This is a genomic window from Moraxella tetraodonis (genome assembly GCF_022359095.1).
GTDB classification, from domain to species: domain Bacteria; phylum Pseudomonadota; class Gammaproteobacteria; order Pseudomonadales; family Moraxellaceae; genus Faucicola; species Faucicola tetraodonis.
Genome location: NZ_JACSYB010000001.1, coordinates 62,603 through 87,247 on the forward strand (window position 1 = coordinate 62,603; position 24,645 = coordinate 87,247).

The window sequence follows — 24,645 nt, forward strand, 5'->3', positions numbered from 1 at the left end:
TAAACTTTCATAAAATGTTATTCAAAAAATATTATTCAAAAATTCGAGCATAAAATGACCACAAAATTTAGCCCAAAAAAGCCCCGCTACGACGAACGCCCCGACCATGAGCGTATTGTCATCACAGGCATGGGAGCCATTACCCCGCTAGGACTGGATGTAGAGAGCACTTGGCAACGGCTCATTAATGGCGAAAGCGGTATCAAAGCGATTAGCCATTTTGACGCCACTGACTACCGCGCACAAATCGCAGGCACAGTGGATGGGTTTGATATCGGCTTGTACATGAATGCCAAAGACGCGCGGCGGTATGACACCTTTGTGCAATATGGCGTTGCCGCAGCAGCGCAAGCCTTGAAGCAAGCAGGCTTTATCAGTGAGTTGCAAGCCGCGCCTGTACAGCAGGTTGACCCCGACCGTATCGGAGTGATTATCGGCTCAGGGATTGGCGGTATCACCACCATTGAAGATACAGCGGTAAAACTTAATAGCGAAGGTCCGCGTAAAATCTCGCCGTTTTTTGTGCCCTCAGCCATTGTGAATATGGCAGCTGGGCAAGTGGCGATTCGTCATGGGATTAAAGGGTTAAATCTTGCCACTTCTACCGCTTGTACCACAGCGACTCATGCGATTGGCTTGGCTGCAAGGTTGATTGCGTATGGCGATGCCGATGTGATTGTAGCGGGCGGCTGTGAAAAAGCCTCAAGCCAGCTCGGTATCGGTGGCTTCTCAGCAATGCAAGCATTATCAACGCGCAACGATGCACCGACCAAAGCCAGTCGTCCATTTGACAAAGACCGTGATGGTTTTGTGCTGGGTGATGGTGCAGGCGTGCTAGTAATGGAAAGCCTTGCCCACGCCAAAGCACGCGGTGCGACGATTCTGGCAGAGTTTGTCGGCTTTGGCATGAGTGATGATGCTAGTCACATCACTGCGCCACCGGAAAATGGCGAAGGTGCGGCTATGGCGATGCGTCACGCCTTGAGTGATGCTGGCATTGCACCCAGTGACGTTGGCTACATCAATACCCATGGCACCAGTACCCCAGCGGGTGATGTGGCAGAGAGCCGCGCGATTGCGGGTATCTTTGGTGAGAACATGGTAGCAAGTTCTACCAAATCGATGACCGGTCATCTACTGGGCGCTGCAGGCGGTATCGAAGCGATTTTCACTGTTAAGGCGCTGCAACAACAAATATTGCCACCGACCATCAATTTGGATCATCAAGACCCTGAGTGCAAGCTTGACTATGTACCGCATACTGCCCGTAAAGTTGACCACTTAACCCATGCGATTTCTAATAGTTTTGGGTTTGGTGGTACCAACGGCTCGCTGCTGTTTGCCAAATGGCAGTCACGATAAATAGCAATCACTGTGATGATAGCATTAATCTTTTAACGGTGTGAATTTTGAAAACGGCTATTGAAATTGTAGCCGTTTTTTCGTTAAATGAAGCTATCCTATTTCATCCTTAACGCTGGACACCATTCATGTCAGGATTTGCCTTTTCCCACCAATTTTCAAAGCGCTGGCTTGCCACCCCTACCCCTGTCAAACACGCCATTATTCAAGAACTCGATGATATCGTTACCTTGCTTTATCCCGATACCGACCTTGATGGGTATCAGTTTAGCGTGCCTAATCTGCATGATAAAGTCGAGGAATTACTGGCTATCGAGCGTGACCACCAAGAAAAATTACAAGCGCAGCTACGTGAGCGCGAGCTTGAAGAACAACGCCTAGAACAAGAAAGATTGGAACAACACAGACTGGAACAAGAGCGGTTAGAAACTGAACGCTTAGAAATCGAGCGCTTGGAAAAAGAGCGCCTTGAGCAACAACGACTTGAACAACAGCGCCTTGAACAAGCACAGTTAACACAAGAAAACGAAAAAGCACGCCAAGCGCAAAAAGAACGTCTACAACGCGAACGCCAAGCACAAGATGACGCAGCCATTGCGCTACTCGAGCAAGAACGCGCCATTGCCAAACAAGCGCATCTGGCAAAACAAAGCAATCCTCCCCAACCAGCGACGCAACTATCAACTGGCTCAATCGAGGGTGCAAATCACCAGCTAGATGAACAAGCTAAATCCACGAATGCCGCAACTAGCGATGTCACGATTGAGCGCCATCGCAGTGAGATGGTCTATGCCATTGATCACACTGATACCGCTGATAACACTGCTGAGCCGTTAGCTGATGACCCAACAGCGGCCGTGGTGACCTATGAAACGCGCGTTACTGACCCACTTGCCGATACTGACAACCCATCTATCGCCACCACGCCCGCTATTGAACAAATCAAACAAGATATCGTCAAACAGCTACAAGGCTATATCGACAACTATTTGCTCGAATCAATGACGCTGATGAATGAGGATTTGAATCAATGGCTCAAAACCGAAGTGGAAAAACAGCTGACTGTTCGTTTATCACAAAGCCATTAAACAGGCACTTGACTAAAGATATCGTTAGATAACCCATAGTGATGACGGGCTTTGATACATTGTTCGTCACCTACTTGCACCGATTGGCAGGTGCTTGAGCGTTTATCATAGATTTGGCAGGCCACCGAGTTACCGACTTCGCCCGCTAATGCAATACATCTGACCGGCTTTGTTTCGGTACCTTTCATACAGGTATAAAAATCATTGACTTTGACCGTCATCTCCTCGGGGATACCGAGTGCCTCGCCTTCTGCCCAATAAAAAGACACCCGATAGTTAGCGCAACATGCACCACAGTGCATGCAGATATCGCTATCTGCATTTGCGCTTGATTTAAAAAAAATTTCTGTCATTGTTACAATGCCATGTCATTACCATTGTTAATTACCCGTTTCATCCAAAACGGCTAAAAATTTAATATCAGCCATGCAACACTTTATAAATGGTATTGGCCATCACCTTGCCAATACCATTTACTTGCCCAATTTCATCTTGTGATGCGCCAAGCAGCTGCTGCAAGCCGCCAAAATGATTGAGTAATTCCCGGCGGCGTTTTTCCCCCAACCCAGGGATGGCTTCTAGCACTGAGCTTGAGCGGCGTTTATCGCGTTTTTTGCGGTGTGCGGTAATCGCAAAGCGGTGCGCTTCATCACGGATATGCATAATCAAATGCAGTGCTTTGCTATCAGCCGGCAAATCGAGTGGCTCACGGTCAATAAAATGCAGTACCTCAAGCCCAGCCTTGCGACCTTCGCCTTTTGCCACCCCGACGAGCAAGGTTTGGGGTAAAATCCCCAGCTCGCTCAGTACGTCTTTTGCCATATTGAGCTGCCCTTTACCGCCATCAATCAGCAATAAATCTGGCAGCGGCTGTTTGCTATAGCGGCGGTTTAATACTTGCTTCATGGCGGCATAGTCGTCACCACCCGTGATGCCATGAATGGCATATTGGCGATAGTCGCGTTTGCGCAGTCCGCCTTGGTCAGCGACCACACAGCTGGCGATGGTGGCTTCGCCCATGGTGTGCGAGATATCAAAACATTCGATACGGTCGAGCGATTTGCCTTGTAGCGCCTCTTTTAATACTACATTGAGTGCGTTAAAGCGAGATTTGACTTCCAAATAATCGCCCAATTTGGTTTGCAGGGCGTTGTTGGCATTCATTTGGGCAAGGGTGAGCCATTCGCTCCGCTGCTCTCGAACTTTGGTTTTTATCGTCACCTTTTTGCCAAAGGTTTCAGTTAAGGCTTCTGTCATCGCGGTTTGGTCGGACAACTCATGACTTATAATCAGCTCTTCGGGCAAATCATCACTGACTTGAAAATAAAACGAGCTGACAAACTCAGACAAGTTATCCGCTATGTCATTTTCACTATCCACATCAGGAAAATAATTGTTGCCACCCAAAACCTGCCCATTACGCACATTCATGACATGCACACAGGTAATACCCGCTTGACTGGCGATGGCGATGATATCGGCTTCACCTTTGACGGTATACACCGCTTGCTTGGCTTGTACTTCGCGTAGCATCGAGAGTTGGTCGCGATACAAGGCGGCTTGCTCAAAGTTCATGTCTTCAGCCGCTTGCTCCATTTTACCCACCAATTTGACTTGCAAATCCGTGCCTTCACCTTTTAAAAATCGAATGGTGTTATTGACGTCATCGGCATAATCTTCGGGTGATACCAGCCCGACACACGGCGCTTTACAGCGTTTGATTTGGTACTCTAGGCAAGGGCGTTGACGCTGGGCAAAAAATGCATTCGTACATTGGCGCACCATAAACATTTTTTGCATCATTAACAAGGTTTGCTTGGCGGCATGCGCCGAAGGAAAAGGTCCAAAAAATCTGCCTTTTTGGTGTTGCCCTTTGCCGCGCCCATAGGCAAGTCTTGGATAAGGTTTATCGGCTGAGATAAACACGTATAGATAGGATTTATCATCACGCAGTAGCACGTTATAAGGCGGGCGATGCAGCTTGATGAGGTTTTGCTCAAGCAGCAGCGCTTCGGTCTCTGAGCGGGTTATGATGGTTTCGATGTTGTCGATACGTTGCACCAGCGCCCGCGTTTTGGGGTGGTCGATGGTTTTGGCAAAGTAGCTATTGACGCGGCTTTTGAGCGATTTGGCTTTGCCCACATAGATGATGTCGCCATTTTTGCCCAGCATTTTGTACACGCCTGGCAAGTTAGGCAGGCGCTTAATCAAGTGATCCAATCGCGCTTTGCGGTCGGCAGTCGCTGCAGCAATTTCAATGGTTGCAGGGTCGATACTGGGCGTTTTGTTTTTGGGCATTGCTTGTTTACTATTTCACGATTTTTATACTATATTAAGTTAATTCAATCACTTTTCAATCTTTAAAGTAACTAAACTTTTGCATTGAACATTAAACTTTATCCACTTTATGAATCATAGAAATTTAAAGGATATTATGTCCGCGCTGTCAGCAAAGTAAAATACTTAAAGTCTGGATAAAAAAATTGTCGAAACAAGCTTTTTTATGTGATGAATGCAAAGCTTTATGGTTTGAAAAAGATAACATCAATAAACTTACCTTGATTGACTATGGTAGCTATATGATGACTGTAAATTTACTGCCAATATTTGATGAAATAGATATACTGTCAGAGAAATTATAAACATAAACTAGTTAGAATTTCTGAATCGCAATTTTACAATTAACTCAATTTATCAAGGCAAAATTTATGTCGTCGACCGCGAACGCATTACATTCTGTCCACCAAGGCGCGACGGCAATCATTAGTCATCGGGTCAAGCCTGAGCACCATGTGCATTATCAAATGTGGCTCGAAAAGGTTGATACTCTTTCAAAGCCGTTTGCAGGGTTTATCGATCGCCATGTCATCACCCCGATAGCGGGCAAGACCCAAACCTTTACCGTGATTTTGCGATTTGATACGGCTGAGCATTTGCACACATGGCTGACTTCATCTGAACGCCGCCAGTTGATTGATGAGGTCAAACCTTATTTGCTAGATGATGACAACTATCACGTGCAAAGCGGGTTAGAATTTTTATTTCAGCCACTGCCGACACAAAACCCACACTTGGTCAACGTTTCGCCCCCACCCACGCCAAAACTTTGGAAACAGTTTTTACTGACTTGGTCAGCGATTTTTCCACTGGTCACGGTAATTTTTTGGCTGTATGAACAAGTTGTTAACGCTTTAAATGTTCACCCTACACCGTTACTTGCCAAACTGATTATCACCGGACTTGTAGTGTTTATGATGGTGTATGTGGTGATGCCGCGCTATACTAAGTTGGTTAAAAAGTGGTTATTGTCTTAATCCGAACCGCCACTTTTGACACGAATAGTTTGTCCTGCAGGGCGTTTTTTTACCCAATTGATAAATTTTTGCATCTCGGTATGTTCTTTTAGCCGCTCAACCGTATGGTAGTAGCTGGATAATTCTTGGTTGCTAAACACTTCATGCACCTGCGCATGACAAGCAGGACACAGCATGGCGATGTCGTTTTTCATTTCCTCACGGCTAAATTCGCGTTTGGTACGGGCTTTGTCGTGGCGGGATTTGGGAATCAGATGATGTTGCGTTAGTTCAACTTCATCACGTCCACACAATTCACACGGTGGCGATGGCGCTTTTTCAGCCAAAATCGCCTCCCAGAATGCTGCATCTTCGTTATTTTTTGCTTTACCTTTTGCCATTAGTTTGTCACGCTTTGCTATTAGTTGTATCCATCATACAATAGCATTGTTGCTTTGCCAATGGCGTGTTTTGCAATGCTTTTTTCATATTAAAAACGAGTCTGCCATGTTATCCAATTTACCCAATTTATCCAAGCTATCTAAGCTAAGCCAAACCTTTCAATCTCAAGCCAAAGACTACCTTAATCCGTTTCATAACCCGAAGCTGTTAAAGCAGTTTTTTAACCTTTATCCGCCATATTTTGGGGCGGGTATCCGTGTTGAAAGCCTTGATTTCGCCAACCATCATATTCGGGTGCGTTTACCCTTAAACAAACTCAATCAAAACATCGTCGGCACCCAGTTTGGGGGCAGTTTGTATTCGATGACTGACCCATTTTTGATGATTTTGTTGATGCAAGCGTTGGGCAATGCGTACGTGGTATGGGATAAGTCGGCGAGCATTGATTTTGTTAAAGCGGGCAAAAGCGATGTGTTTGCCGATTTTCACCTGGATGACACCGAAATCGATACCATCAAAGCCTTAGCAAAGGCTGGTAAAGCGGTATTCCGCAACTATGAGGTACAGGTGGTTGATGACCAAAATGAGGTGGTCGCCACTGTCACCAAGACCCTATACATCCGGTTACGAGCCTACAGTAAATCAAAAACCCAAACGGTGAGAATTTAGCTGAAGGGCGTTAGTCTTTGACCGCCATGGTGATGGTATAAGTTTTACCTTGCTTGATTTTATCTGAGTTACCAAAAACTTCGGTAAATGAGCGTTTCATAAAGTCTCGCAAGCCGTTGATGGTTACCACGTAAAACCGTGCGCCACTCTCCATCGCATTGTAGGCATCGAGCAAATACAGATAATGCTGTTCTTTACTGGCTTTGGCAGGTAAGTTACTCATCACTAGGCTAAATTTTTTGTCTTTTTCAACATCCCGAAAGCCATTGGATAGCTGAACTTGGGCATTATTTAAATGATTTTTTTGGCAGTTTATTTTGGCATATTCTACCGCCACAAAGTCTTTGTCGATGAGCAAATGCTGTCCGTTTGGGCATTCACGGGCGGCCGTCATACCCAGTACGCCATAGCCACAGCCTAGGTCGATTGAGTGGTCATCGTCTTTGAACTCGATATAATCAAGCAGCATCAGGCTACCCTCGTCGAGTTTTTCGGGCGAGAAAATTCCCCAAGTGCTGGTAAAGTGAAACGGCTTACCGAGTACGTCTTGGGAGAACTGGATGTCTTCGCGCCAGTGGGCAGATTTTTTGAGTAAGTCGGCGGGGATTTGATGCATGGGGTTTCCTTTAAAGGTTATATTTTAGGCTTTTGAGTAATAAGTGTGGTAACGGTTTGATGACTAGCAACCCAGTTGGCAGTTTCTTGACAACGATAACCAATAATTTTGATAATTTTGTTATAAATGCTTAATAGTTTTTCATCAAAAATCGGCTCATGATGGGCAATGCGATTGCGTAATCGGCGAACGATATCTAAATCATTATGCAAATGCTCACGATTTTTTTGCACAGATCTTGATAGATTAGCATGGGGAAAAATAAGTTGGAATTGGCTATTCCAAAGCCTAGTATCGTGGCGCTGTGTAAGCATGGCTTGCCAAAATACAAAGTTTAATTCGGGTATAATTTTTGGGATATAATTAAGGGTATGTTGTTTCGTTGCTTTATCTAAATCTGTTCTTTGATTATATTTTGGTTTTGGATGATTAGGTAAACTATTAATAAACACATGATTATTGACCCAATTACTACCGTATTGCGCATAGAGTATTTCAGCAATGGCATTGCGAATCGTGACTTCACAAATATGTAATGGAAACAAAAATGCCCCCGAAATTTGAGCATTCCAAAGGTACAATTCAACGGCTTGCTCTCTTGTTTTGGTCTTATTTTCATAAGTTTGCATTCTTTCAAAAGAAAGCGTCTGGAAAATTTGATTAAGCTGTGTTGAATTCATTCAATAAAATCCGTATAATACGTACTATGTGAGCTAGAGGATACGTGAGCGAAAGCTTCCACCTTTAGTATAGTAAAACACCTGTCATTTTGGCAGGTGTTTTGCTTTTTAGGCTATATCACCTTACTAAAGCGATTGCCTTCTTTACTCGCCAAATAAGTATCAAACACCATCGCCACATTGCGTCCAAGCAGTCGCCCTTTTGGTAGCACCCGAATCCCTTTGGCATCCATATCAACGAGTTTATCCGCCTGCATCTCGCCCAGTTGGCGGATTTCATCAATAAAATAGGTCATCGGGTCAATGCTAAATCGCGCATTCACATCTTTAAAGTCAATATAATCATGGCATAGCAGATTCATAATCACATAACGGCGCAGCAAGTCAGGCAAGCGCGCAGAAATCACCTTCACCGCAGGCAATTTTCCCGCATTGATGAGATTCTGGTAATCGCTCAAATCCGTTGGATTTTGCAAAATATGCAGACCGATTTGGCTAATCGACGACACCCCAAATCCCAGTAAATCACAATTGCCATGCGTGGTATAGCCTTGAAAATTGCGGTGCAATTTGCCCTCACGTTGCGCAATCGCCAGCTCATCATCAGGCTTGGCAAAGTGGTCAATGCCGATATATTGATAGCCTGCGTCAGTCAGCGCATGGATGGTATTACCGAGCATGGTCAATTTGTCGGCAGGGCTTGGCAAATCCGCTTCATTAATCTGACGCTGACCTTTAAATCGCTCTGGCAAATGGGCATAGTTAAAAACAGACAGACGGTCTGGCGAGATAGCGATGATGCGCTCAACCGTATTGCGCATGCTATCCACCGTTTGGTGCGGCAACCCATAAATCAAGTCAATATTGATAGAATGAAACCCAAGGCGGCGAGCTTCCGTCATCACGCCTCGAATCATTTCTTCTGACTGCACGCGATTGACGGCAATTTGTACTTTTTCTTGCAAATCCTGCACACCAAAACTCACCCGATTAAACCCAAGTCCACGCAATATCTCAAGCGTGGTCGGGCGCAATTCGCGTGGGTCAATTTCAATCGAATAATCAGCGGTAGGTTTATCGCTAAAAGTAAATTGGGTTTGCAAAAAGTTCCACAATTTGACCAGCTCATCATCGGTCAAAAAGGTGGGTGTGCCGCCGCCAAAATGCACTTGTTCGACGATAGGGTCCCCTTGCATCAAGCTGCGTTTATGCCGAATTTCAGCAAAAAGATACGCTAAATAGTCGCCTGAATCACTGTTTTTCTTAGTGATGATTTTATTGCAGCCGCAGTAATAGCACAGATGGCGGCAAAACGGGATATGAAAATATAAGGACACTGGCACCCGTGGGTCTTTTTCTGCCAAAACGCGGGCTTCCATGCCTTCAGTAATGGGGGCAAATTCTAGTGCGGTTGGGTACGAGGTATAACGGGGACCTGAGCGGTTATATTTATTGATGATAGCTTCATTAAACAAATGGGTTTGGGTCGTGTAGCTACGATTGGCATTGGCATACGGATTTTCGATGATTTCGACAGGACGATCAAAGGTGGGCAGTTCGCTGTCAGATAAAGGGCGAGTTTGGTCTGTCATAATAGCCTCGTATAGCGTGTAGCGTAAAATTCTCGGAATATGGGTTGTGATTATACCATAGTCGTCATAGATAGCCGATTATGAGAAAATAGATGAATTATGCTATGATTTAGCCGTTTTTTATCAAAAATTGTCTAGTTGCTGCCATAAAAAACTGCCTGTCTTGTGTCAAGGTAGCCGCCAAGTGGTTGGAAAAGGATTTTAAGAATGTCGTTTGCTCAAGTATATACACGCTCGGTGGTGGGTTTAAACGCGCCAAGCGTGATGGTTGAAGTACATTTATCGCAAGGATTGCCTGCAGTCACCATGGTCGGCTTACCCGAAGCAGCGGTACGCGAGAGTAAAGATAGGGTGCGCTCTGCCATTATCAACTCGGGTTTTCAATTTCCCAATCGCAGATTAACTATCAACCTTGCGCCCGCGGATTTACCCAAAGATGGCGCACGGCTTGATTTACCCATTGCTATAGGTATCTTGGCAGCGAGTGGTCAAATTGATGAAACCGTGCTTGCGCAGTACGAGTTTATTGGCGAATTGGCGCTCAATGGGGATTTACGAGGCATTGCTGGGGCGTTGGCAGTGTCACGTGCACTCAAGGCGGAGCAGCGCACCTTGATTGTTCCCAAAGACAATGCCGATGAAGCGGTGAAAGTCGATGGCGTGAAGGTGTTGCAAGCCGATACCCTCAAAGCTGTGTGCCAACACTTGATGAACGAGCAACAACTCAGCCAAGCCGAGCATAAGACATCTTACCAATCAGCCAATTATCAGCTAGATTTAGCCGATGTCAAAGGACAACACCAAGCCAGACGTGCGCTAGAGATTGCGGCAGCAGGCGGACATTCCCTACTATTTTGTGGCTCACCTGGGACAGGCAAAACCTTGATGGCATCTCGCCTACCCACCATTTTGCCACCGCTCAACGACCATGAAGCACTCGAAGTTGCCAGTATTTACTCGATTGCCAACAGTGATTATGACTACGGTACACGCCCCTTTCGCCAAGTCCATCATACTACTTCAGCGGTGGCGCTAGTGGGCGGCGGCTCATCGCCCAAACCTGGTGAAATCACGCTCGCCAATCGGGGGGTGTTATTTTTGGATGAGATTCCAGAGTTTGATCGCAAGGTGCTTGAGGTACTCAGACAGCCCATTGAGAACAAAGAAATTGTCATCAGCCGTGCCAACTCTCAAGTACGCTTTCCCGCCAATTTTCAGCTGGTAGCAGCGATGAATCCCTGCCCCTGCGGCTACTATGGGGATAAATCAGGTCGCTGCCAGTGCCGACCCGAGCAAATCAAACGCTACCAAGAAAAGCTATCAGGACCTTTGCTGGACCGTATTGATTTGCATATTACCGTGCCTGCCCTGCCTGCCAGTGATTTGCAGTCAGCACAGAGGGGTGAGTCTTCTGCGGTAGTGCGTGAGCGGGTGATACAAGCCTATCAGCGTCAGCAAGCCAGACAGGGCAAAGCCAATAATGAACTCTCCCCCAGTGAACTTGACCAATTTGCGCCGCTTGGCGATGCAGAAAGTCGTATTTTGGCAATGGCACAAAGTCGGTTGAATCTGTCCGCGCGCGGCTATCATCGCGTCCTTCGCGTCGCCCGCACGATTGCGGACTTGGCAGGTAGTGAAGCAATCCAAACCGCGCATTTAACTGAGGCATTAAGTTATCGTAGTCAATTAACGAATGCTTAATTTTCGTGCTAACTCACCATCCAACTAGCCTATAAAAACGGATGCTCGCGGAAAAACGTGGGCGGCAGGTTATCGTATTGGGTATCGTTGACGTATTTGGCTTCAAACTGTTTTTTTAGCGCTTTATAATCCGCATTGGCTCGGCATTCATCCCACTTTTGCTTAAAAATTTGCGCGGATTGGGCTTTGATTTGGGCGGATTCAAGCTGCTGTGATTGCTGTGGCAATTGATCACGCCCATGCGCGCCACTTTGTCCTTTTTTAGCGTCAGGGACAGCGCCGTCATATTTTTTGCCCCCTTTGTGATTGGCATAACGACGTGAGCGCGTATAACCCATTTGGATAAATTTACGCGCCATATCAGCACCGACAAAATCCCCTTGGGCAAGGTAGTCCAAAAACATCGCATAGATGGTATCACTGCTCTCACGCGCAAGTTCCGGCGTAGCAAATCGCCAATGCGGCAAAATCTCGGATTTATACGGCTCTACCAATAACACGCCTTGCTCACCGCGCCCCACCCGATACAACCCTGGATGCTCGCGAAAATTCAGCGTGTCAAAGTTGAGATGATAGTTAAACTCGTGCATGACTCAAAAACTCAGTCAGCGTGGCAAAGTCATCAAAAGTATGGGTCGGATGATAATCACGAATATCCTGCCCATAGTTATAGCCATACGATAACCCTAAGGTATCCATGCCCGCATTTTGCCCTGCCAAAATATCGTTTTTGGAATCACCAATCATATAGCTTTGAGCGATGCTAAAGCCTAATTGGTCACAGACGTGCAGTAGCGGCATCGGGTCAGGTTTTTTGGCAGGCAAGCTATCGCCACCCAAAATATAAGCAAAAAGGGCTTGCCAACCCAATTTTTCAACAATCGCAGGAACAAAATCAATGGGTTTATTGGTGGCGATAGCGAGGGTATAGCCTTGCTCTTTAAGCTCACGCAACCCCTCGCTCACCCCTGCGTAAGGCTGGGTTCTGACGCAGGTTTTTTGATGGTAGTAGTCAAAAAAGAGGGCAAGCGCCTGATTGGTATCGTCTTCAGTGAGATTGGGGTCAATGGTTTGTGAGCCGGATAAGGCACGTTGCACCAGTACTTTGCCCCCATTGCCCACCCAGTTGCGGATGACATCTTCGCTAAAGTTGGCTTTGCCAAGCGTGGTTAGCATCGCATTGACGGCGTCCGCCAAATCTGGGACGCTATCAATCAACGTACCGTCCAAGTCAAAAATAAGTAATGATTTTTGGGTGATATTTTCCCCAGTGGATGTGGGGATTGGGGTGTTAAGTGATTCGCTAGACATGGTGTTTCCTATCGTTTTTTCACCAAAAGTTGATAGGCTACAGTGTAGCAGAATCACTTAAAAATACCATGCAACCGTCCATTAAAATAACCTAACCCTGACAACCAATTCCGCCTAAGAGCAGGTTTGACTAAAAAACGTTAGTTTTCGCCATTGCTCGGTTGATAATCTAGTGAGGCATCGGTAATTTCATGGCTAGCTGCCGGATTCAGCGCGCTGTCCTTTTTGGCACCCAGTTTTTGATAACGCACATCTTCACCGGTAATACAAAAAATCAATTGCTCAGCGATATTACGCGCATGCGCACCAATACGCTCTATCGAACGCAGCACCCATAAAATATCAATGACTTTTGCTACATAGCGACCATCTTCCATGATGTATGTCATCATCGCGCGTGACGCAGATTTGTACATCGCATCAATTTCACTATCCTGCTCTATCACTTGGTAAGCACCTGTTGCATCAAACTTGGCAAAGGCTTCTAGCGCATTTTTTAGCATCATCTGCACAAAATTACCCATTTGATGCGCTTCATGATACCCAATCGGTGATTGACCTTCACGGGTGGCACGGCGCGCCATCTTGGCGATTTTTTTGGCTTCATCACCAATACGCTCAATGTCAGCACTGCATTTGCTCACTGCCATGATTAGGCGTAAGTCGGTAGCAGCAGGTTGACGACGTGCCAATACTTTGACCACCGAATCATCAAGCTGCTGCTCAGTAAAGTTGATTTCTTTGTCACCATCAATGACATCTTCGGCAAGCGCCACATCACTTTTTACCAAAGATTCAATTGCTTTGGTGAGATTGGCTTCTGCCATGCCACCCATTTTTAAAAATAAATTGACCAAGTTTTGTAAATCTTGGTCATAACTTTTTGATAAATGCTCACCAATTAAATTCATATTTCCCTTCCTAACTCATGGATTGTGACTCATGGACTGTGCAAAATTGTGATTAAAAAAGACGTTAAAGAAAAGCTAACTATAACTAAAAATTACGACAAAATGATGAAAAGTACGCCCCATGTCCGCCGATACGCCATCATGTAGGTCTAGTCAATACCAAACAAAATTTTTAATGTCATCAAACTTTAACATAACCGTAACAGATTTGACATTTTGTTACATTAACATGGTAACAATTTTTCAAGCTTTGGGTGATTTAAAACGCGACACATTAGTTGGCGACATCCTAAGCTAATTTACCATCTTCCCTGACAATCACCTCATTTGTCCATCAAGGAAACATTATGAAATTATCACATTTAATCGTCAGTGTGGCATTCGCTGCTGTAGGCGTACAAGCCAATGCTGTCAACATCACAGGTGCTGGTGCAACTTTCCCACAACCTGTTTACTCAAAATGGGCAAGCGACTACCAAAAAGCAACGGGTAACCAAGTAAACTATCAAGGTATCGGTTCTTCAGGCGGTATCAAACAAATCCAAGCAAAAACGGTTGATTTTGGTGCCACTGATGCGCCCATGAGCCCAGCAGAGCTAAATGCCAGCGGCTTAATCCAATTCCCCGCAGTCATTGGCGGTATCGTACCTGTGGTCAACATCGCTGGCGTCAAACCCGGTCAATTAAAACTATCAGGCCCCGTCCTTGCTGACATCTATATGGGCAAAATCACTACTTGGAACGATGCACGTATCCAAGCATTAAACCCAGGTGTTGCCCTACCTGCCGCTAAGATTACCACCGTTAACCGCTCAGACGGTTCAGGTACTACTTTCGTATTTACTAACTACCTAAGCCAAGTATCAAGCGATTGGAAAGCAAAAGTAGGCGCGGACAAAACCGTTAAATGGCCCAATGCTTCAGCAAGCGTAGGCGGTAAAGGTAACGAAGGCGTATCAAGCAACGTACAACGTGTTGCAAACTCCATCGGTTATGTTGAGTATGCTTACGCAAAACAAAACCGTTTAGCTTATACCCAACTTCAAAACCGCGCCGGTAAATTTGTACTACCAGACGATTCAACGTTTGCAGCCGCATCAAACATTAACTGGGCACAATACCCTGGTTTTGCGGTGACGATTACTAACATGCCAGCAGCCAACGCTTGGCCAATCTCTGCAGCGACGTTCATCCTCGTACCTCGTACGGGCGGTGCAAAAGCCAAAGAAGCGCTTAAATTCTTTGACTGGGCATTTACTAACGGCAATGCACAAGCAACCGCTCTTGACTACGTTCCGCTACCTGCCGACACCAAAGCTGCGGTTCGTAAAGAATGGACGAAAGTTAAATAGTCATTTGCGTCAGCTTACTAGATTAACCAACCCTGCCGATTGGCGGGGTTTTTTAGCTTAAAATTTTGCCAAAAAAAGCATCAAATCAGCTGATTATCTAGCACTTTGACCGTGTCATCGGTCAGATTGCCCGCAGCTTTTTGTAGGTCAATGTAGGCATTTAAATAATCAAAATACGCATTAATCAAATCGCGTTTGGCAGCGTGATATTGGCGTTCTGCCAGTAGTGTATCTACCATCGAGCGCACCCCCAAATCATAGCCTGTTTTTGACGCTTGGGCGACGCGGCGATTAGCCTCCACGGCAACTTGCTGGGCTTTAATCGTGGCACGCTGTGCGATCAAATTTAGATACGCTTGGCTAGTCTGAGTCATCGCGGCTTGGTACACATAGGCGAGGCGACTTTTTGCCGCTTGCGCCTGCAAATTGCCTTGCTCAACGCCTGCGCGTGTCCGCCCACCGGTATAAAACGGAAAATCCACTTCCACCCCAAAGCTATAATTGGTGCCATCAATAGCGCTAACATTATTATGGGTATAGTCTTGCCACCCCACATTGCCTACCAAATCGACACGGGGATAGGTATTGGCTTTGAGATAATCGACTTGTTTGTTAGCAATCGCCACTTGGGTTTGTGCTAGCTGAATATCGAGATTATTATTTTGTGACTGCTGCATCCAGTTGTCGATACTTTGACTTGCCACAAGATTCAAATCAGGCGGTAACTTGATACTGTCTAGCTGATTGATTGGTTGACCGGTGAGCAGTGATAACTGCTGTTTGGCATTTACGATTGCCACGTCATTGTTGGCGATAGAGGCGCTGACGCTTTCAAGCCTTGCACGGCTTTCTTCGGTATCTACCCGCGCCGCTACCCCTTGTGCGAGTCTCGCTTGCATCATGTCATTTTGTGCTTTGAGTGCGGTGAACTCGGCATTAAGGCTATCTGTCATCGCTTCAGCGCGCAATACATTGAGATAGGCTTTGCTGATTTGCTCGATGAGTTGTTGATGCTGCTGTAATAGCTGGATGTCATTGGCTTGACTGGCGAGCACGGCTTTTTCATAGTTTGCCCATTTATCAGCACGAAACAAGGCTTGGCGCAGTCCGATACCAATTTGGCTTGCGGTATTGCCCGTGTCAGGGATGTTATCGTCTTTGGGATAAAACTGGTTATGTTTGACACTGCCTTGCAGCCCCACTTGCGGCAGCATATCGCCAAACGCTAGCTGCACATTTTTTTGCGTTGCCAAATAGTCATATTGCTGCCCTGCCCAATTGCCATTGGTGCGCTGGGCTGCACTATACAATTCCCACAAATCTTTTGCCATCGCGGCTGGGCTGAGGGACATCGACCCTATCAATGACACTACCATCGCCCCTAACCGCCATCGGGCGCCAGTTGTTTTACGATTCCACAAACAGATGCATTCCATATCAATAATTACAACATTTTCAACAACCAAGGAGCCTCTATCATACCGATAGTTGTCAAAAAAATCAGTAATTTAGTTGAGTAAATCATCGGTACAAAATGGCTAAAAATCTATTAGGTAAAGCTGTGAGTTTTTGTTAATATGGAGGTATTGACTCGGGGTGCAGTTGGATGACATACCAACGGCTGAGACATACCCGTCGAACCTGACACGGTTAATACCGTCGTAGGGAAGTCGTCTATTAGGTTAGTTAGACCAGTATTTTTCTAGAATTAGTTTTTTCTAGAATCAGTTTTTTAGAAACAGTCATACTCACCTATCTTCGCCCGAGTCCAGCAAACCATAACTTCATAACATAACATGGACTCGCTATGAACCAACTTACCAACGCTACTCACAAAACCCCTGCCCACCGTGACCCTACCGACGACCGCTTTGAAGAAGAAGCGCGTGATTTGACGCGCGCCTTGCCGGCATCTCGCAAAGTCTACATCCAAGGCTCACGCCCTGACATTCAAGTGCCGATGCGGGAAATCACCTTGACCGATACCCCGGTGGGCGGTTTTGGCAAGGCAGAAGGCGAAAAAAACCCACCGTTTTATGTGTATGACACCTCAGGGGTATATACTGACCCCAATGTCGAGATTGACTTGACTAAAGGCTTACCAAAACTGCGTCAAGCTTGGATAGAAGCGCGCGGCGACACCGAGCAGCTTGCTAAACTTTCAAGCCAATACGGCAATGAACGTGCCAATGACATCGCCACGGCTAACCTGCGCTTTGGGCATATCGACAAGCCAAGACGGGCGATCAATGGCAAAAACGTCACCCAAATGCACTACGCCAAACAAGGCATCATCACCCCAGAGATGGAATACATCGCCATCCGTGAAACCCAAAAGCAGCATGAACTGACAGATTTGCGTCAGCACGCTGGTAACAACTTTGGTGCCAATACCCCCAAAATTATCACCCCAGAATTTGTGCGTGCCGAAGTCGCTGCGGGACGGGCGATTATTCCCAATAATATCAACCACCCCGAATCAGAGCCGATGATTATTGGGCGCAATTTTTTGGTTAAAATCAATGCCAATATCGGTAATTCAGCGCTGGGCTCTAGCATTGATGAAGAAGTTGCCAAGATGACCTGGGCTACCCGTTGGGGCGCCGACACCATCATGGACTTATCAACCGGTAAGCATATCCATGAAACCCGTGAATGGATTATCCGTAACTCCCCCGTGCCCATCGGTACCGTACCGATTTATCAAGCGCTAGAAAAAGTGGATGGCGTTGCCGAAGATTTGACATGGGACATCTTTAAAGACACCTTGATTGAACAAGCCGAGCAAGGTGTTGATTACTTTACCATTCACGCGGGCGTACTACTGCGCTACGTACCGGTGACCGCCAATCGTTTGACAGGCATCGTCAGCCGTGGCGGCTCGATTATGGCGCAGTGGTGTCTTGCCCATCATAAAGAGAATTTTCTTTATACCCACTTTGAAGAAATTTGCGAGATTATGAAAGCCTACGATGTGGCGTTTAGTCTGGGTGATGGTTTGCGCCCCGGTTGCCTACAAGACGCCAACGATGATGCGCAGTTTGGTGAGCTCAAAACCTTGGGCGAGCTGACCCAAGTGGCATGGCAACATGACGTGCAGGTCATGATTGAAGGTCCAGGGCATGTTGCCATGAACCGTATCAAAGAAAACATGGATTTACAGCTTGAAGTCTGTAAAGAAGCGCCTTTTTATACACTTGGACCTTTGACGACGGATATCGCGCCAGGCTACGACCATATCACATCCGCCATTGGTGCGGCGATGATTGGTTGGTATGGTACGGCCATGCTGTGCTATGTCACGCCAAAAGAGCATTTAGGTCTGCCCAATAAAAAGGATGTCAAAGACGGTATCATCACTTACAAAATCGCCGCACATGCAGCAGATTTGGCAAAAGGACACCCAGGTGCCCAAGCGCGGGATAACGCCTTGTCAAAAGCACGTTTTGAGTTTCGCTGGGATGACCAGTTTAATCTGAGCCTAGACCCAGACACGGCTCGTGAATTCCATGATGAAACCTTGCCAAAAGAAGCGCATAAATCAGCGCATTTTTGCTCGATGTGCGGTCCAAAATTCTGCTCGATGAAAATCACCCAAAACGTGCGGGATTATGCAGCAGGACTTGAATTTAATAAACCACAGCTTGGGCAAGACATCACCCCTGATACAGGTGAGTTATCGGATGCCAGCCACGCTATCAAGCAGGTGGATACTGAATTGGTCGGTCAAGTGGGTGAAGCGTCTGCCGATGAAGTCCGCCTGGGCATGGAGCAGATGAAGCAAAAATTCATTGAAGAAGGTAAACAGCTGTATAAAGAAGTTTAAATTTTTTGGTAAAAAATAGGGTAGTTAATCTACCTTATTTTTTTAATACCGCTTAATTTTTTCAAAAAAATCATTGTCCAGTACAAGCTTTGGCTTAGAATCTACTTGCTTTAACCCCACTTCATGCTCCATCATCAGCTCAATTAGTGCCATTTGGTCAATCAAGATTAAACTATGCGACTCAAGGTTTTCGAAATAATCGAGCGCGGGTTTGGTAAAGCTAGTTGTGGTAATAAAAATACCATGATGGCTGTCTTTCTGCGGTGGATAGCCGCCCACAAAGTTTCTTAATTCGCGATTTGAAATATTATTACCTTGGGAGTAAAGTTTTGCTTGAATATAGTACGTATGCCGTTCTTCATTAGAAAATATTTGAGTAATCATACCGTCAATACCGCCGTCATTGGCTTTTCCTGTATGGTGCGAACTTAAGTTACTTTCTGGACTTTCATTCTCTAGTGAACGCTCTACCAATTTCACGCAAAACCATTCAAATTGTAATGGTGTTAAATTATCAAGTTGGGTCAATATCATGTCTGGGGTAACTTTTACATTGCCATCGCTGACCATGGCATCTTGATAGTTATTCATAAATAATGACGTGCGGCGCGTTGTCTCATTGATAAAATAGTTAATCAATGGGTCACCACGTTTGCCATATGCCACTTGATTAACTTTTTTAAGATCTTGAAAAGACTTTTCATCAAAGCGTTTTAAGTTTGCGATATAATCATTATTTGGGATACCTTTCATAAGATATTGTGAAAAATTTTCATTGGCTAACCAAAAAAATATCTTGCCAAGTGGATCTATCCTAACGAGATTTTTTATGGTTACTTTTTCATCAAAGGTAATTAAGCTTGCAAACTCTTTACCAATATTTGGCTGCAAACTAAAACAGTTCTCTTTGATAACACCCATGGCAGATAAGCACATTAATATCAAATTAGTCAGTGGCTCGTAACAAGGTGTCCCTTCCTCATATTCATTTTGAATGTCAAATTGGCTTAAGTAGCTAATACTTTTTTGATCGTCACTTAATTGGGCAACCTTATCAAACTCACGAAAAAATAAGTTTTGACTAATACTGCTACGCCCACTAAGATTCTTTAGCGTTTGAATCCCTGAATTTAGTAAATCACCAAATGGGGGTAATTTGGTGATATTTGCTGTTTCGCCCATTATTGTTTCCTTCAATACATTAGCCTTATCTAGTAAGCATCGAACCCATATGCGTTAATTTAGTCTTTCAGCCCAAGCACATCTTGCATATCAAACTGTCCTGTTTGCTGCTCATTGACCCACACCGCAGCACGCACCGCCCCTGCGGCAAAGGTCATGCGCTCACGGGCTTTATGGGTGATTTCAACTATCTCGCCATCGGCGATAAACATCACGGTATGGTCGCCGACAATCTCGCCACCACGAATGGCATGGATACCAATCTCGCCTGCTTTGCGCGCCCCAGTTTGACCTTCGCGGCCATAAATCGCCACGTCTTTTAGGTTTTGACCGCGTCCTTTGGCAACCGCTTCAGCCATCATATAAGCGGTGCCCGATGGCGCATCAATTTTGTGTTTATGATGGGCTTCGATGACTTCGACATCGGCGCTGTCGCCAAATGCTTTGGCAGCCATTTCAAGCAGTTTAAGGGTTAAATTCACCCCAGTTGAGTAGTTGCCTGCATATACGATGGCGATTTTTTCACTTGCCTGTTTTAAGATGGCGTTTTGCTCATCATTTAGGCCTGTTGTCCCAATGACCATATTGACGCCTTGATCAGCACAAAGCTGTAAGTTTTTGGCAGTCGACTCAGGCAAGCTAAAATCTATGAGTACATCAATATCATGAATGACCCCTGCCAAGTCATCGACCAAAGCGACATTAGTTTTGTCGAGATTAACTAGCTCGCCCGCATCCACGCCCAACAAGCTTGAGCCTTGACGCTCTATCGCCCCTGCAAGGGTAGTTTGTGGATTTTGTGCCACTGCTTGAATCAGCATACGTCCCATGCGCCCACCTGCGCCTATGACCCCGATTTTTACCATTTGCTTATCCTTTATCTCGCCCAATTACCTAGTGTAACTTGCTAATCTGATTTTCTAGCCTGATTTTCTAGTATAACTTTCTAAGTTCAAATCATAACAGCTTGTCTCGCTGAATCCTAGCTTAGCTCAATATTGCCTTATACAAAAAAACCCTTGCAATCATTACAAGGGTTTAATGTTTCACGTGAAACATCTATACAACACTATAAACCAATAAAACCTAGTCAAACAAATCTTTGACATCTTCTTTGAGTTTATCAAAGAAGGATTTTTTTTGGGGCGATTGTTGATGATCACCCATGGATGATTGTAGCTGACGAAGTAGCTCTTTTTGTTCATTGTTGAGATTGGTCGGTGTCTCCACCACCACACGGCATAACAAGTCACCTTTCATCGTCGTGCGCACAGGGGTAACGCCTTTGCCTTTGATACGGAATACTTTGTGGCTTTGGGTGCCTTCGGGAATGCGTAAATTGATACGTCCTTCAAGTGTTGGTACTTCCACCTCACGGCCTAAGGCTGCATCCGCAAAGCTGATTGGCACATCCATGTATAAGTCAGCGCCTTCACGGGTAAAAATAGGGTGCTGTGCCACACGGATTTCAACATACAAGTCACCGCTTTCACCGCCTGTAATCGCCTCACCTTCGCCCGTTAAACGTACCCGATCGCCATTGTCGATACCCGCAGGGATGGTGACTTCAAGGGTGCGTGATTTTTCTTTAACACCCGAGCCATGACAGTCACTGCAAGGATTTTTGATTTGTTTACCTGAGCCGCCACAGTTGGGGCAGGTTTGTTGCACAGCAAAAAATCCTTGCTGCATACGTACCACACCCGCACCACCACAAGTTGCACAGGTGACGATATCGCTGCTGTCTTTGGCGCCCTTACCATCACAAGTTTCACAAGGGGCAGGTGCGGTAAAGGTAATTTCTTTTTTTGTCCCTTGCACCGCTTCTTCAAGCGTCAAATCAAGCATATAGCGTAAATCCGAGCCGCGTCTGCTACGTCCACCCCCTGTGCGACCCCCAAAAATGTCGCCAAAAATGTCTTGGAAGCCGCCCGCACTGCCACCACGACCGCCGCCCATGCCGCCAAAAATATCGCCAAAAATGTCTTGGAAGTTTCCACCGCCAAAGCCGCCACCGCCCATGCCATTCTCAAACGCGGCATGCCCCATACGGTCATACACTGAACGTTTGCTGTCATCACTTAGCACTTCGTATGCCATTGAGGCTTCTTTGAATTTTTCTTCGGCGGCAGGGTCATCAGGGTTACGGTCTGGATGATATTTCATTGCAAGTTTGCGGTAGGCTTTTTTGATTTCTTGCTCATTAGCGGTTTTATCTACCCCTAATACTTCATAAAAATCGCGTTTTGACATAGTAACTCCTTTGGCAGCATAGTTTTGACAGTACGGAAGAGTGGATTCGACCGGTAGCAACGTTTAACAGCTGCCAAACCTTTGAAAGACTAAAATTTAAAAATATGCAATATAGTGGCGATTTTTGTTAAATAATCAAGCGAATAATCGGCAATCAGCGTAAAAATATTTTCCTTTTTTTGCAAGAAAAATACGCAACAGCCTAGCCCATTGTTTTAAACTAATTAGCAAACTATAACTCTAATCGTGATTTATGAAAAAAGTATTATCTTTGCTAATCATCCTTGCACTGATTGTCGTCGCATGGGTATTTGCATCCCCTTATTGGGCAGTGTATCAACTGAAAAAAGCCTATGATGCACAACAAGCAGACACCATCAGTGCAGCGATTGAATTTACGCAACTGCAGCAAAGTATCAAATCGCAGCTAAGCCCTGTATTAATAGAAAAAGCCAATCATGTGGCAAAATCCCCTATTTTGCAGATGCTCAATATCGCGCTAAACCCTGATGACCTAGTGAATAAAATGGTCAATCAAGCCGTAGATAATACCGTCACGCCAGAGGGCGTACAGTATGCGCTGACAGGACAAGCGACCACCGAGCTGCTCAAAACAAATGTCAAACTGCTAGGAGGCTTGGTGGCAGTAGCGATGGATAAGATTGATATCAAAGACTTGATTTTGGCGCGCAATTCAGCTGAGCTTAATCAAAAAATTAAACAACAACTACAATCGCCTAATCCCAACGCCACCACAGCAACGTCACAGACCCAACCGACCACACACTATTGTGGTTTTAACTGTTTTGAAGTCAGCGGACAGGTGCGTGGCTACCCGTTAACGCTCCACTTGCAGCGCCAAGGGCTTATTCATTGGAAAATCGTGGGTGTGACGCTGCCGCTAAATGATTAAAACTGGTCAATTTCTTCAGCGGTCAAAAATCGGCTTTCGCCTTTTTCTAATCCTTCCAAGGTAATGTTACCGATGCTGGCACGGTGTAACTCAATGACTTTATTGCCAAAGTAGCCCATCATGCGTTTGACTTGGTGATATTTGCCTTCCGTGAGTACCAACTTGGCATGGGTAGCATCAGAAAAACTTAACTCAGCGGGTTTGGTTTTATCATACTCGTCCTCAAGCATGATGCCTTTTGCCAATTCTTGGATAGCAAATGCCTGTTGTGCTTCAGTCATTGGGTCGGCAAGGGTCAACTCATACACCTTTGCCACATGATGTTTGGGGCTGGTGACGCGGTGCAAAAAGCCCCCATCATCACTAAGCAGCAGCGCACCTGTGGTGTCGACATCGAGTCGCCCTGCAATCCGCAAACTACCTAGCTGGGGTACATCAATCAAGTCTGTGACAATCGGCCACTCTTTTGGCTTTAGGGTGCACTCAAAGCCTTCTGGCTTATATAGCAGTAAGTAGCGATTGCCCATCGCAACTGATAATGGCTCACCCGCCCATTCGATATCGTCATCCACTTCATCAATATGTAGGCTTGAATCTTTGACCACCTCGCCATTGACAGTGACTTCGCCTGCGTGCAAGATTTTTTTGCAGTCTTTACGCGATAGCTCGGTGGCTTTGCTTAAAAATTTGTCTAAACGCATTTTTTTGTTATCCTAGTGCTTGTTTTGTTTATTGTAACATAGATTAACCATGACCTATTACACGCTTAGCGACCCATGTACTGCCACACTTGAGATTAAAAAAAGCCAATTTTTGGGCTTTGGCTTTGCCATTGATAGCCGCGAGCAATTAATGTTTCACGTGGAACAATTACGCAACCAATATCCCGATGCGCGCCATGTCTGCTATGGCTATATTATTGGCGACCCGCACAACACCACCTCGGCAGGTTTTGATGATGATGGTGAGCCCAGTGGTACAGCAGGTAAGCCGATTTTAAACGTGTTACAACACAAGGGCATTGGTAACTGCGTGGTCATTGTGGTGCGTTACTTTGGCGGTATCAAACTTGGTGCAGGTGGGCTGACACGTGCCTATAGTAGCACCGCACAAGCCGTGGTTGATAATATGAATTTGCACGAGTTTGTGCCGTTAAGCGTGATAATAATTGAAACCGATTTTGCCAATGAATCCTTTGTCAGACATACATTAGATGGCTTTAATGCCACGATTTTAAAGGTTGATTATGGTAAAAATGTCGTTTTGACCGTAGAGGCTGAGCAAAAGTCGGTTCAAGTCCTCAGCGAAAAAATCGGCTTTTACGGGACTGTGAAAGCCAGTGAATAACCAAAAGCAAATAACCACAGCAGTAGCGTAAAAGTGATAGCCTAGGAAAATTGTTCTCAAAAAAACCTACAAAATACCCCAAACTTAGCTCATAAGTCGCCATGAAAAAACTGTCAAAAAGCCGTAAAATAGTCAAAAATCATAACA

Annotated in this window: 23 protein-coding genes and 1 riboswitch; of the genes, 9 read left to right on the forward strand and 14 right to left on the reverse strand. The window is 45.6% G+C overall.

The window, feature by feature from the left end:
- Window positions 1-54: 54 nt before the first annotated feature.
- Window positions 55-1,362, forward strand: a complete 1,308-nt coding sequence (fabF, locus tag H9W84_RS00280) for a beta-ketoacyl-ACP synthase II (protein WP_239741167.1) — start codon at window positions 55-57, stop codon at window positions 1,360-1,362.
- A 128-nt stretch (window positions 1,363-1,490) separates the two neighbouring features.
- A complete protein-coding gene (locus H9W84_RS00285; RefSeq protein ID WP_239741169.1) occupies window positions 1,491-2,450 on the forward strand; it encodes a hypothetical protein in 960 nt (319 codons plus the stop codon).
- Here the strand turns inward: H9W84_RS00285 and H9W84_RS00290 are convergent.
- Together H9W84_RS00290 and uvrC are read right to left on the reverse strand one after the other, a co-directional pair.
- Entirely contained in the window at window positions 2,447-2,803 is a 357-nt protein-coding gene (locus H9W84_RS00290; protein ID WP_239741171.1) for a YkgJ family cysteine cluster protein, read from the reverse strand. The two genes, H9W84_RS00285 and H9W84_RS00290, sit on opposite strands and share 4 nt — an antisense overlap.
- 67 nt (window positions 2,804-2,870) lie before the next feature.
- Window positions 2,871-4,748, reverse strand: a complete 1,878-nt coding sequence (gene uvrC, locus H9W84_RS00295; protein ID WP_239741172.1) for an excinuclease ABC subunit UvrC — start codon at window positions 4,746-4,748, stop codon at window positions 2,871-2,873.
- Between the two features lie 410 nt (window positions 4,749-5,158).
- On the opposite strand from uvrC, the gene H9W84_RS00300 reads away from it, so the two are divergent.
- Window positions 5,159-5,764: a putative antibiotic biosynthesis monooxygenase gene (locus H9W84_RS00300; protein ID WP_239741174.1), complete on the forward strand. Its 606-nt coding sequence runs from the start codon at window positions 5,159-5,161 to the stop codon at window positions 5,762-5,764.
- On the opposite strand, the gene H9W84_RS00305 is transcribed toward H9W84_RS00300, so the two are convergent.
- Complete coding sequence (locus tag H9W84_RS00305) at window positions 5,761-6,144, reverse strand: HNH endonuclease (protein WP_239741176.1); 384 nt, start codon at window positions 6,142-6,144, stop codon at window positions 5,761-5,763. The genes H9W84_RS00300 and H9W84_RS00305 overlap by 4 nt on opposite strands.
- A 106-nt stretch (window positions 6,145-6,250) precedes the next feature.
- Between H9W84_RS00305 and H9W84_RS00310 the strand changes: the two genes are divergently transcribed.
- Window positions 6,251-6,814, forward strand: a complete 564-nt coding sequence (locus H9W84_RS00310; protein WP_239741178.1) for a DUF4442 domain-containing protein — start codon at window positions 6,251-6,253, stop codon at window positions 6,812-6,814.
- Window positions 6,815-6,824: 10 nt separating this feature from the next.
- On the opposite strand, the gene H9W84_RS00315 is transcribed toward H9W84_RS00310, so the two are convergent.
- The 3 genes from H9W84_RS00315 to hemN all read right to left on the reverse strand — a co-directional run bounded on the left by H9W84_RS00315 (window position 6,825) and on the right by hemN (window position 9,702).
- The gene (locus tag H9W84_RS00315; protein WP_239741180.1) at window positions 6,825-7,430 is read right to left on the reverse strand and encodes a class I SAM-dependent methyltransferase; all 606 of its coding nucleotides are present in this window, start codon (window positions 7,428-7,430) and stop codon (window positions 6,825-6,827) included.
- 17 nt (window positions 7,431-7,447) lie between these two features.
- Window positions 7,448-8,110 carry an Abi family protein gene (locus H9W84_RS00320; protein WP_239741181.1) on the reverse strand — a complete coding sequence of 221 codons (663 nt, stop codon included), beginning with the start codon at window positions 8,108-8,110 and terminating at the stop codon, window positions 7,448-7,450.
- A 113-nt stretch (window positions 8,111-8,223) separates the two neighbouring features.
- A complete protein-coding gene (gene hemN, locus H9W84_RS00325; protein WP_239741183.1) occupies window positions 8,224-9,702 on the reverse strand; it encodes an oxygen-independent coproporphyrinogen III oxidase in 1,479 nt (492 codons plus the stop codon).
- Between the two features lie 207 nt (window positions 9,703-9,909).
- On the opposite strand from hemN, the gene H9W84_RS00330 reads away from it, so the two are divergent.
- Window positions 9,910-11,403 carry a YifB family Mg chelatase-like AAA ATPase gene (locus H9W84_RS00330; protein ID WP_239741185.1) on the forward strand — a complete coding sequence of 498 codons (1,494 nt, stop codon included), beginning with the start codon at window positions 9,910-9,912 and terminating at the stop codon, window positions 11,401-11,403.
- 29 nt (window positions 11,404-11,432) lie between these two features.
- On the opposite strand, the gene H9W84_RS00335 is transcribed toward H9W84_RS00330, so the two are convergent.
- The 3 genes from H9W84_RS00335 to phoU form a co-directional block, all read right to left on the reverse strand.
- A complete protein-coding gene (locus tag H9W84_RS00335; RefSeq protein WP_239741186.1) occupies window positions 11,433-11,993 on the reverse strand; it encodes a DUF4385 domain-containing protein in 561 nt (186 codons plus the stop codon).
- Window positions 11,980-12,714, reverse strand: coding sequence for a phosphoglycolate phosphatase (locus tag H9W84_RS00340; protein WP_239741188.1), 735 nt, complete (start codon window positions 12,712-12,714; stop codon window positions 11,980-11,982). Before H9W84_RS00340 ends, H9W84_RS00335 begins: the two co-directional genes overlap by 14 nt.
- A gap of 140 nt (window positions 12,715-12,854) precedes the next feature.
- A complete protein-coding gene (gene phoU, locus H9W84_RS00345; protein ID WP_239741190.1) occupies window positions 12,855-13,625 on the reverse strand; it encodes a phosphate signaling complex protein PhoU in 771 nt (256 codons plus the stop codon).
- A gap of 347 nt (window positions 13,626-13,972) precedes the next feature.
- Between phoU and pstS the strand changes: the two genes are divergently transcribed.
- Window positions 13,973-14,977: a phosphate ABC transporter substrate-binding protein PstS gene (pstS, locus tag H9W84_RS00350; RefSeq protein WP_239741192.1), complete on the forward strand. Its 1,005-nt coding sequence runs from the start codon at window positions 13,973-13,975 to the stop codon at window positions 14,975-14,977.
- Between the two features lie 80 nt (window positions 14,978-15,057).
- Here the strand turns inward: pstS and H9W84_RS00355 are convergent, their stop codons facing one another.
- Window positions 15,058-16,398, reverse strand: coding sequence for a TolC family protein (locus H9W84_RS00355; RefSeq protein ID WP_239741193.1), 1,341 nt, complete (start codon window positions 16,396-16,398; stop codon window positions 15,058-15,060).
- A 161-nt stretch (window positions 16,399-16,559) separates the two neighbouring features.
- Window positions 16,560-16,662, forward strand: a riboswitch (TPP riboswitch).
- 122 nt (window positions 16,663-16,784) lie between these two features.
- Between H9W84_RS00355 and thiC the strand changes: the two genes are divergently transcribed.
- Window positions 16,785-18,803, forward strand: coding sequence for a phosphomethylpyrimidine synthase ThiC (gene thiC / locus H9W84_RS00360; protein ID WP_239741194.1), 2,019 nt, complete (start codon window positions 16,785-16,787; stop codon window positions 18,801-18,803).
- A gap of 42 nt (window positions 18,804-18,845) precedes the next feature.
- On the opposite strand, the gene H9W84_RS00365 is transcribed toward thiC, so the two are convergent.
- From H9W84_RS00365 to dnaJ, 3 genes are all read right to left on the reverse strand, one after another.
- Window positions 18,846-19,985: a restriction endonuclease gene (locus H9W84_RS00365; protein ID WP_007116600.1), complete on the reverse strand. Its 1,140-nt coding sequence runs from the start codon at window positions 19,983-19,985 to the stop codon at window positions 18,846-18,848.
- Window positions 19,986-20,044: 59 nt separating this feature from the next.
- A complete protein-coding gene (dapB, locus tag H9W84_RS00370) occupies window positions 20,045-20,851 on the reverse strand; it encodes a 4-hydroxy-tetrahydrodipicolinate reductase (protein ID WP_239741196.1) in 807 nt (268 codons plus the stop codon).
- A 220-nt stretch (window positions 20,852-21,071) separates the two neighbouring features.
- The gene (gene dnaJ, locus H9W84_RS00375) at window positions 21,072-22,238 is read right to left on the reverse strand and encodes a molecular chaperone DnaJ (protein ID WP_239741198.1); all 1,167 of its coding nucleotides are present in this window, start codon (window positions 22,236-22,238) and stop codon (window positions 21,072-21,074) included.
- Window positions 22,239-22,491: 253 nt separating this feature from the next.
- Between dnaJ and H9W84_RS00380 the strand changes: the two genes are divergently transcribed.
- A complete protein-coding gene (locus H9W84_RS00380; RefSeq protein WP_095356262.1) occupies window positions 22,492-23,151 on the forward strand; it encodes a DUF2939 domain-containing protein in 660 nt (219 codons plus the stop codon).
- On the opposite strand, the gene H9W84_RS00385 is transcribed toward H9W84_RS00380, so the two are convergent.
- On the reverse strand, window positions 23,148-23,852 hold the full coding sequence (locus H9W84_RS00385; protein WP_095356261.1) for a pseudouridine synthase: 705 nt from the start codon (window positions 23,850-23,852) through the stop codon (window positions 23,148-23,150). The genes H9W84_RS00380 and H9W84_RS00385 overlap by 4 nt on opposite strands.
- Window positions 23,853-23,901: 49 nt before the next feature.
- Between H9W84_RS00385 and H9W84_RS00390 the strand changes: the two genes are divergently transcribed.
- Window positions 23,902-24,498 (forward strand): YigZ family protein, encoded by a 597-nt coding sequence (locus H9W84_RS00390; protein WP_239741199.1) that lies wholly within the window; start codon window positions 23,902-23,904, stop codon window positions 24,496-24,498.
- The last annotated feature ends 147 nt before the right edge of the window (window positions 24,499-24,645 follow it).